Source organism: Stutzerimonas stutzeri KOS6 (genome assembly GCF_000307775.2).
In the GTDB taxonomy this organism is placed as follows: domain Bacteria; phylum Pseudomonadota; class Gammaproteobacteria; order Pseudomonadales; family Pseudomonadaceae; genus Stutzerimonas; species Stutzerimonas stutzeri_B.
The window spans coordinates 644,870-651,606 of the sequence record NZ_KK020677.1 but is presented as its reverse complement, the minus strand read 5'-3'; the positions used below and the strand labels follow the sequence as shown (position 1 = coordinate 651,606).

Genomic DNA, 6,737 nt, shown 5'->3' with positions numbered 1-6,737 from the left:
CTGGCTCCCAGCCATTCATTTTGGCCTGCCATCCCTGGCAGCGCCCCTACGGCCCGCATCAGCGCTTCCCACGGGACTCGAGGCTACACCTGCCGCTTTTGTGGGAAGCCCGAGCCCGGGGCGATGCTTTTCGAACTGGCCAGCGACCTAATCGTCCGAAACGACGATCTTCGGCATCGACTGCGCGACGATCTGCCCACTCTGGGCAATACGTGCACCGACGGTACGCGCCATCTCCTGATAGATCATTGCGATCTGGCTTTCCGGATCGGCAACAGCGGTTGGCTTGCCCGCATCCGCCTGGCTGCGAATCGCCATCGACAACGGCAGCGATGCCAGCAGGTCGACGTTGTACTGCGCCGCCAGCTTCTCGCCACCACCTTCTCCGAACAGATGCTCGGCATGGCCGCAGTTCGAGCAGATATGGATGGCCATGTTCTCCACCACCCCCAGCACCGGAATGTTCACCTTGCGAAACATTTCCACGCCCTTCTTCGCATCCAGCAGTGCCAGATCCTGTGGCGTGGTAACGATCACCGAACCGGTAACCGGCACCTTCTGCGCCAGGGTCAGCTGGATATCACCCGTACCCGGCGGCATATCCACGACCAGGTAGTCGAGGTCATTCCAGGCGGTCTGGGTGATCAGCTGCAACAGCGCACCGGAAACCATCGGCCCGCGCCAGACCATCGGCGTCTTGTCGTCGGAAAGGAACGCCATGGACATGACCTGCACGCCATGCGCCTCCAGCGGTATGAACGCCTTGCCGTCGCGGATCTCCGGACGCGTTCCCTCGGCAATGCCGAACATGATGCCCTGGCTCGGGCCATAGATATCGGCGTCCAGCACCCCGACCCGAGCCCCTTCGCGAGCCAGGGCCAGGGCCAGGTTGGCGGCCGTGGTGGATTTGCCGACCCCACCCTTGCCCGAGGCTACCGCAATGATGTTCTTCACGTTGGCCAGGGCCGGCACCTGATCCTGCGCCTTGTGCGTGCGGACCACGCAATCGACCTGCACGTCGGCACGGCTGACGCCTTCGAGGCCTTCAACCGCCATGGCCAGCATCTGCGCCCAGCCACCGCGGAACAGCCCTGCGGCGTAGCCGAGCTCCAGCTGAACGCTGACCCGGTCACCCTGGATTTCGATCGAGCGTACGCAACCGGCACTCACCGGATCCTGATTCAAATGGGGATCGGTGTACTGGCGCAGTACGGTTTCCACAGCTTCACGGGTGACGGACATGGTTACTCCTGGAAAGACCGAGCAAATCAGAAAGGCATCTTACCCTGCCCTGTAGCTCCGAGCCCACCGGCGATCGGAGGCCAAGCCATTGCCGGCCGGCTTGGCCGGGCGCCGGCAGCACGGATGAAAAATACGCGCCAGCGCTTTATAGTTGCAGACTTTCTTTCGCAATTCCGACTGCAGAGTCCCCATGTCCGAAGCTCGCCAGATTCTCGTTACCAGCGCCCTGCCCTACGCCAACGGTTCGATCCACCTCGGCCATATGCTCGAGTACATCCAGACCGACATGTGGGTACGCTTCCAGAAGCTGCGCGGCAACCAGTGCGTGTATGTCTGCGCCGACGATGCCCATGGCTCGGCCATCATGCTGCGTGCCGAGAAGGAAGGCATCACGCCCGAACAGTTGATCGCCAACGTACAGGCTGAACACGGCAGCGACTTCGCCGACTTCCTGGTGGATTTCGACAACTTTCACTCCACCCACTCGGAAGAGAACCGCGAACTCGCCGAGCTGATCTACACCCGCCTGCGCGATGCCGGCCACATCGCCACCCGCTCGGTGACACAGTATTTCGATCCGGAAAAGGGCATGTTCCTCGCCGACCGCTTCATCAAGGGCACCTGCCCGAAGTGCGGCGCCGAAGACCAGTACGGCGACAACTGCGAAAAATGCGGCGCCACCTACGAGCCGACCGAACTGAAAGATCCGCGCTCGGCGATCTCCGGGGCGACGCCGGTGCTCAAGGACTCCAAGCATTTCTTCTTCAAGCTGCCTGACTTCGAAGCCATGCTCAAGCAGTGGACCCGCGGCGGCGCGTTGCAGGAATCAGTGGCCAACAAGATCGCCGAATGGCTCGATGGCGGCCTGCAGGAATGGGACATCTCCCGCGATGCGCCCTACTTCGGGTTCGAGATTCCGGGTGAGCCGGGCAAGTACTTCTACGTCTGGCTGGACGCGCCGATCGGCTACATGGCCAGCTTCGAGAACCTGTGCAAGCGCCGCCCGGAGCTGGACTTCGACACCTTCTGGAGCAAGGACTCCACGGCCGAGCTGTATCACTTCATCGGCAAGGACATCATCAACTTCCACACCCTGTTCTGGCCGGCAATGCTGGAAGGCGCCGGTTTCCGCAAGCCGACCGCAGTCAACGTGCACGGCTACCTGACGGTCAATGGACAGAAGATGTCCAAGTCGCGCGGCACCTTCATCAAGGCGCGCACTTACCTCGACCACCTGAATCCGGAATACCTGCGTTACTACTACGCCTCCAAGCTGGGCCGTGGCGTGGATGACCTCGACCTGAACCTCGAGGATTTCGTACAGAAGGTCAATTCCGACCTGGTCGGCAAGGTGGTCAACATCGCCAGCCGCTGCGCCGGCTTCATCCACAAGGGCAACGCCGGGGTGATGGTCGACGCCAACCCCGAGCCGGAACTGTGGGCTGCCTTTCAGGCCGCCGCGCCGAGCATTGCAGAAGCCTACGAAGCGCGCGACTTCGCCCGCGCGATGCGTGAAATCATGGCACTGGCCGACCGGGCCAATGCCTGGATTGCCGACAAGGCGCCGTGGGCACTGAACAAGGTCGAGGGCAAGCAGGCCGAAGTGCAGGAAATCTGCGCCTTTGGCGTCAACCTGTTCCGCCAGCTGGTGATCTTCCTCAAGCCGGTACTGCCGAATCTCGCCACCGCCGCCGAGCAGTTCCTCAATGTCGACCCGCTGAGCTGGAACGACCACCAGACACTGCTGACCAACCATCAGCTCAACGCCTTCACACCGCTGCTCACCCGTATCGAGCCGGCGAAGATCGAAGCCATGATCGAAGCCTCCAGGGAAGACCTCGCCTCCAGCGAAGCCGCAGCTGCTCCGGCAGGCAATGGCGAATTGACCAAGCAGCCGCTGGCAGCGGAAATCAACTTCGATGCATTCGCTGCGGTCGACCTGCGCATTGCCCTGATCGAAAAGGCCGAGTTCGTCGAAGGTGCCGACAAACTGCTGCGCCTGACGCTGGACATCGGCGATGCCAAGCGCAACGTGTTCTCCGGCATCAAGAGTGCCTACCCGGACCCGAGCAAGCTGGAAGGTCGCCTCACCCTCTACGTCGCCAACCTGGCACCGCGCAAGATGAAGTTCGGCTTGTCCGAAGGCATGGTACTGGCCGCCGGCCCCGGCGGTAGCGAAATCTACCTGCTCAGCCCGGACAACGGCGCCAAGCCAGGCCAGCGCGTCATGTAACCCGGCCCGCCTGCCGGAACTTCCCAGCCGGCAGGCGGAAAACTCGACGCCCTTACGGAAACGTCCATGAGCGAGCCTGTAGATCCGTCCTGCTGCCCGCTCTGCGCTCAGCCCAATCAGTGCGCCCGCTGCACCCCTGACGCATCCCAGCCCTGCTGGTGCCTCGAGGCCAAGATTGCACAGGCCGTACTCGAACGCATCCCCGCCACGCTCAGGAACCAGGCCTGCCTCTGCTCCCGCTGCGCCCGCGGCGAACCGGCAACCAAACCCTGATGCGCCTCGACCGCTACCTTGCCAGCCGCGCGCAACTCAGCCGCCAGAACGTTCGCCGCCTGCTGGTCGAAGGCAGGGTGCGGGTGGATGGCGAAGTCGCCAGGATCGGCGATCAGGAAATCCGCGCATTCGATCGCATCGAACTCGACGGGGAGCTGCTGCAACCCGGCAAAACCGCGCGCTACCTGATGCTGCACAAGCCGGCAGGTTGCGTCAGCGCCACGCATGACGCTGCGCATCGCACCGTGCTCGACCTGATCGAACTGCCTGACAGGCATGACTTGCACATTGCCGGGCGCCTCGACTTCAACACCACCGGACTGATGCTGCTTACCAACGACGGCCAGTGGTCTCGCCGCCTGACTCTGCCTGCCAGCTTGCAGGGCAAGGTCTATCTGGTCGAAACCGAAGACCCGATCGACCCCGCTTGCGTCGAAGCCTTCGCCCAAGGCATGTACTTCCGCTTCGAGAACCTCACCACGCTGCCCGCCCAGCTCGTGCTGCTCGGCTCGCACCGCGCTCGCCTGACATTGCACGAGGGCCGCTACCACCAGGTCAAGCGCATGTTCGGCCGCTTCGACAACAAGGTCATCAGGCTACATCGTGAAAGCATGGGCACACTGGTGCTGGACGCAGCCCTCGAACCCGGCTGCTATCGGCCATTGACCCCGCATGAAATCGCGCAAATCTGAGTACCGTGCAGCCCCCGCCAGAAAAACCTGTCGTCGCACTTCATTTCAGCCAAGGCTTCTGGTAAAAAGGCACCCCTTAGCGGGCGTCGTATAATGGCATTACCTGAGCTTCCCAAGCTCATGACGAGGGTTCGATTCCCTTCGCCCGCTCCACTGCATCATTCTGCGGACTTCCGCAGAAGTCCAAGAGAGTCTGCAAGTCGTTGCCTCACAAGGACTTTTCCTCTCTTTGACGTTCTGCTGTGGTCCACTGCGATCCGCCTACAGCCGGGACTTTTAAGTCCACAAACAAGTCCATTTTTGCGGGCGCGGCTGATTCCGGATTGTTGATGGAGAGGCGAGGTCGACGTGACCAGCATCTGGTTCCTGACTCATGTTCGGAGCAAGAGCATGGCACTCTCAGACCTGGCCGTTCGACAGGCCAAGGCGACTGGCAAGGCATACACCCTCCCTGACCTGGATGGCCTCTCCCTGGCCGTCACCGCTGCCGGTGGCAGGACTTGGCACTTCCGCTACTACTGGGCGGGCAAGCAGAAGCGGATGTCGCTCGGCACCTACCCGGAGGTGACGCTTCGCGAGGCCCGCAGCCTGCGCGATGAAGCGCGCGCCCTGCTGGCCAAAGGCACCAATCCTCGCGATCACCGCAAGCAGAAGCGCACCGCTGTCCGGCTCGCCGACGAAAACACCTTCGAGGCGGTGTATCGCAAGTGGCTCAAGCATCGCGGGCTCAGCCTCAAGGAAGGCCGGCAGACGACTCTCTCGATCCTTCCGCGCATCTTCGACAAGGATGTGCTGCCGACCTTGGGCAAGCAGTCGATCTATGAGATCAAGCGGCCCGACCTCCTGGAGGTGATCGCCAGGATCGAGAAGCGCAGGGCGCTCTCCGTCGCCGAGAAAGTCAGGACGTGGTTCAACCAACTGTTCCGCTACGCGCTGGTGATCGTGCCGGGCCTAGAGCAGAACCCCGCCTTCGATCTCGATGTGGTGGCGCTGCCGCTGCCACCCGTCAACCACAACCCGTTCCTGCGCATGGCCGAGCTGCCAAGGCTGTTGCAGCGGCTGCGCAGCTATCGCGGCAGGCGGCAGACCCAGCTCGGGCTGCGGCTATTGCTGCTGACCGGCGTGCGAACCGGCGAGCTGCGGCAGGCGATGCCGGATCAATTCGATCTGGACCGAGGGCTGTGGATCATCCCGCCCGACGTCGTGAAGCAACTCCAGGTGGATATGCGCAAGAAGCGGCAGCAGCCGAAGGACATCCCGCCCTACATCGTGCCGCTGTCGATTCAGGCCATGGAGATCGTCCGGCACCTGCTCGATGAGTTCAAGCCGGCCCAGCGCTACCTGTTCCGGCACGACAGCGACCTGAAGAAGCGCATCAGCGAGAACACGCTCAATGGTGCGCTCAAACGCATGGGCTATCAGGAACGCCTGACCGGACACGGTATCCGTGGCACGATGTCCACTGCGCTCAACGAGATCGGCTACCCGAAAGTCTGGGTGGATGCACAGCTTTCGCATGTCGATCCCAACAAGGTCAGCGCCACCTACAACCATGCCGAGTACGTGGAGCAGCGTCGACGCATGATGCAGGACTGGGCCGATCGCCTCGACCTCTTCGAGCAGAACCAGGTCGAGGCGGCCAGCATGCCGCTCACCGTGCATCTGGAAGGCGTGCCCGCATTCCCCACTGAGCAAACCGCAAGCGCGCCCTCTACGCCGGTTGCCGCTTCGCCAAGCCTGCTCGTGACGAAGCCGGGTGACGCCATGCCGTTGGTTTCTGCCGCCGCACATCGGCTGCCGGCAGTGCCGCCCCAGCGATCGGCCGCGCCGCTGGTACCTTCGGACATTCAGCGCGAGAGAATGGATTTGTTCGATGTCTTCGAAGCGCCGCACAACCTTCCCGTCGCTGCGTTTGCCAAGATAGCGGGCAAATCCCGCAGGTGGATCAGCTATGAGATCCAGGCGGGCAACTTGCTGGCTTTGAACGTGGGCAACCGCGGCCAGCGCGTGCCGGACTGGCACCTCGACCCGCTCAAGCACGAGCTGATCCAGTCTGTCCTGAAGCTGACCAGGGGTGCGGACCCTTGGCAGATCTACCATGCACTGCTGCAGCCGCGCTCGATGCTGCGGGGGCGCTCGGCACTGGAGGGCGTGACTGCCAGCAATCTCGACAAGCTCGTCATGGCCGTGAGCACAGCGGTGAAGGAAAGCGAATGGACCCCGCTGCGGGTCGGGGTCGTGTAGTCAAACAACGGGCCGGTAAGGGATGGCCTGGACATTATTCATATTAGTGATAC

Annotated in this window: 5 protein-coding genes and 1 tRNA gene; 5 read left to right on the top strand and 1 reads right to left on the bottom strand. The window is 62.5% G+C overall.

Annotation, left to right across the window (positions count from 1 at the left end):
- Positions 1-147: 147 nt before the first annotated feature.
- Entirely contained in the window at positions 148-1,242 is a 1,095-nt protein-coding gene (apbC, locus tag B597_RS43395) for an iron-sulfur cluster carrier protein ApbC (RefSeq protein ID WP_003292047.1), read from the bottom strand.
- Between the two features lie 190 nt (positions 1,243-1,432).
- Here apbC and metG point away from each other — a divergent pair, with 190 nt between their 5' ends.
- From metG to B597_RS43375, 5 genes are all read left to right on the top strand, one after another.
- The gene (metG, locus tag B597_RS43390) at positions 1,433-3,475 is read left to right on the top strand and encodes a methionine--tRNA ligase (RefSeq protein ID WP_003292048.1); all 2,043 of its coding nucleotides are present in this window, start codon (positions 1,433-1,435) and stop codon (positions 3,473-3,475) included.
- Positions 3,476-3,541: 66 nt separating this feature from the next.
- Positions 3,542-3,748, top strand: a complete 207-nt coding sequence (locus B597_RS46715) for a cysteine-rich CWC family protein (protein ID WP_082321580.1) — start codon at positions 3,542-3,544, stop codon at positions 3,746-3,748.
- A complete protein-coding gene (locus B597_RS43385) occupies positions 3,748-4,440 on the top strand; it encodes a pseudouridine synthase (protein WP_003292049.1) in 693 nt (230 codons plus the stop codon). The genes B597_RS46715 and B597_RS43385 overlap by 1 nt, the downstream gene beginning before the upstream one ends.
- A gap of 79 nt (positions 4,441-4,519) precedes the next feature.
- Positions 4,520-4,593 (top strand) — tRNA-Gly (locus B597_RS43380).
- Between the two features lie 237 nt (positions 4,594-4,830).
- Positions 4,831-6,684 carry a tyrosine-type recombinase/integrase gene (locus B597_RS43375; RefSeq protein ID WP_024162462.1) on the top strand — a complete coding sequence of 618 codons (1,854 nt, stop codon included), beginning with the start codon at positions 4,831-4,833 and terminating at the stop codon, positions 6,682-6,684.
- Positions 6,685-6,737 lie beyond the last annotated feature (53 nt).

Excerpts from the sequence above, each read along its gene's own strand:
- apbC (WP_003292047.1), bottom strand. The coding sequence starts at position 1,242 with ATGTCCGTCACCCGTGAAGCTGTGGAAACCGTACTGCGCCAGTACACC.
- B597_RS46715 (WP_082321580.1), top strand. The coding sequence starts at position 3,542 with ATGAGCGAGCCTGTAGATCCGTCCTGCTGCCCGCTCTGCGCTCAGCCC.
- B597_RS43375 (WP_024162462.1), top strand. The coding sequence starts at position 4,831 with ATGGCACTCTCAGACCTGGCCGTTCGACAGGCCAAGGCGACTGGCAAG.
- metG (WP_003292048.1), top strand. The coding sequence starts at position 1,433 with ATGTCCGAAGCTCGCCAGATTCTCGTTACCAGCGCCCTGCCCTACGCC.
- B597_RS43385 (WP_003292049.1), top strand. The coding sequence starts at position 3,748 with ATGCGCCTCGACCGCTACCTTGCCAGCCGCGCGCAACTCAGCCGCCAG.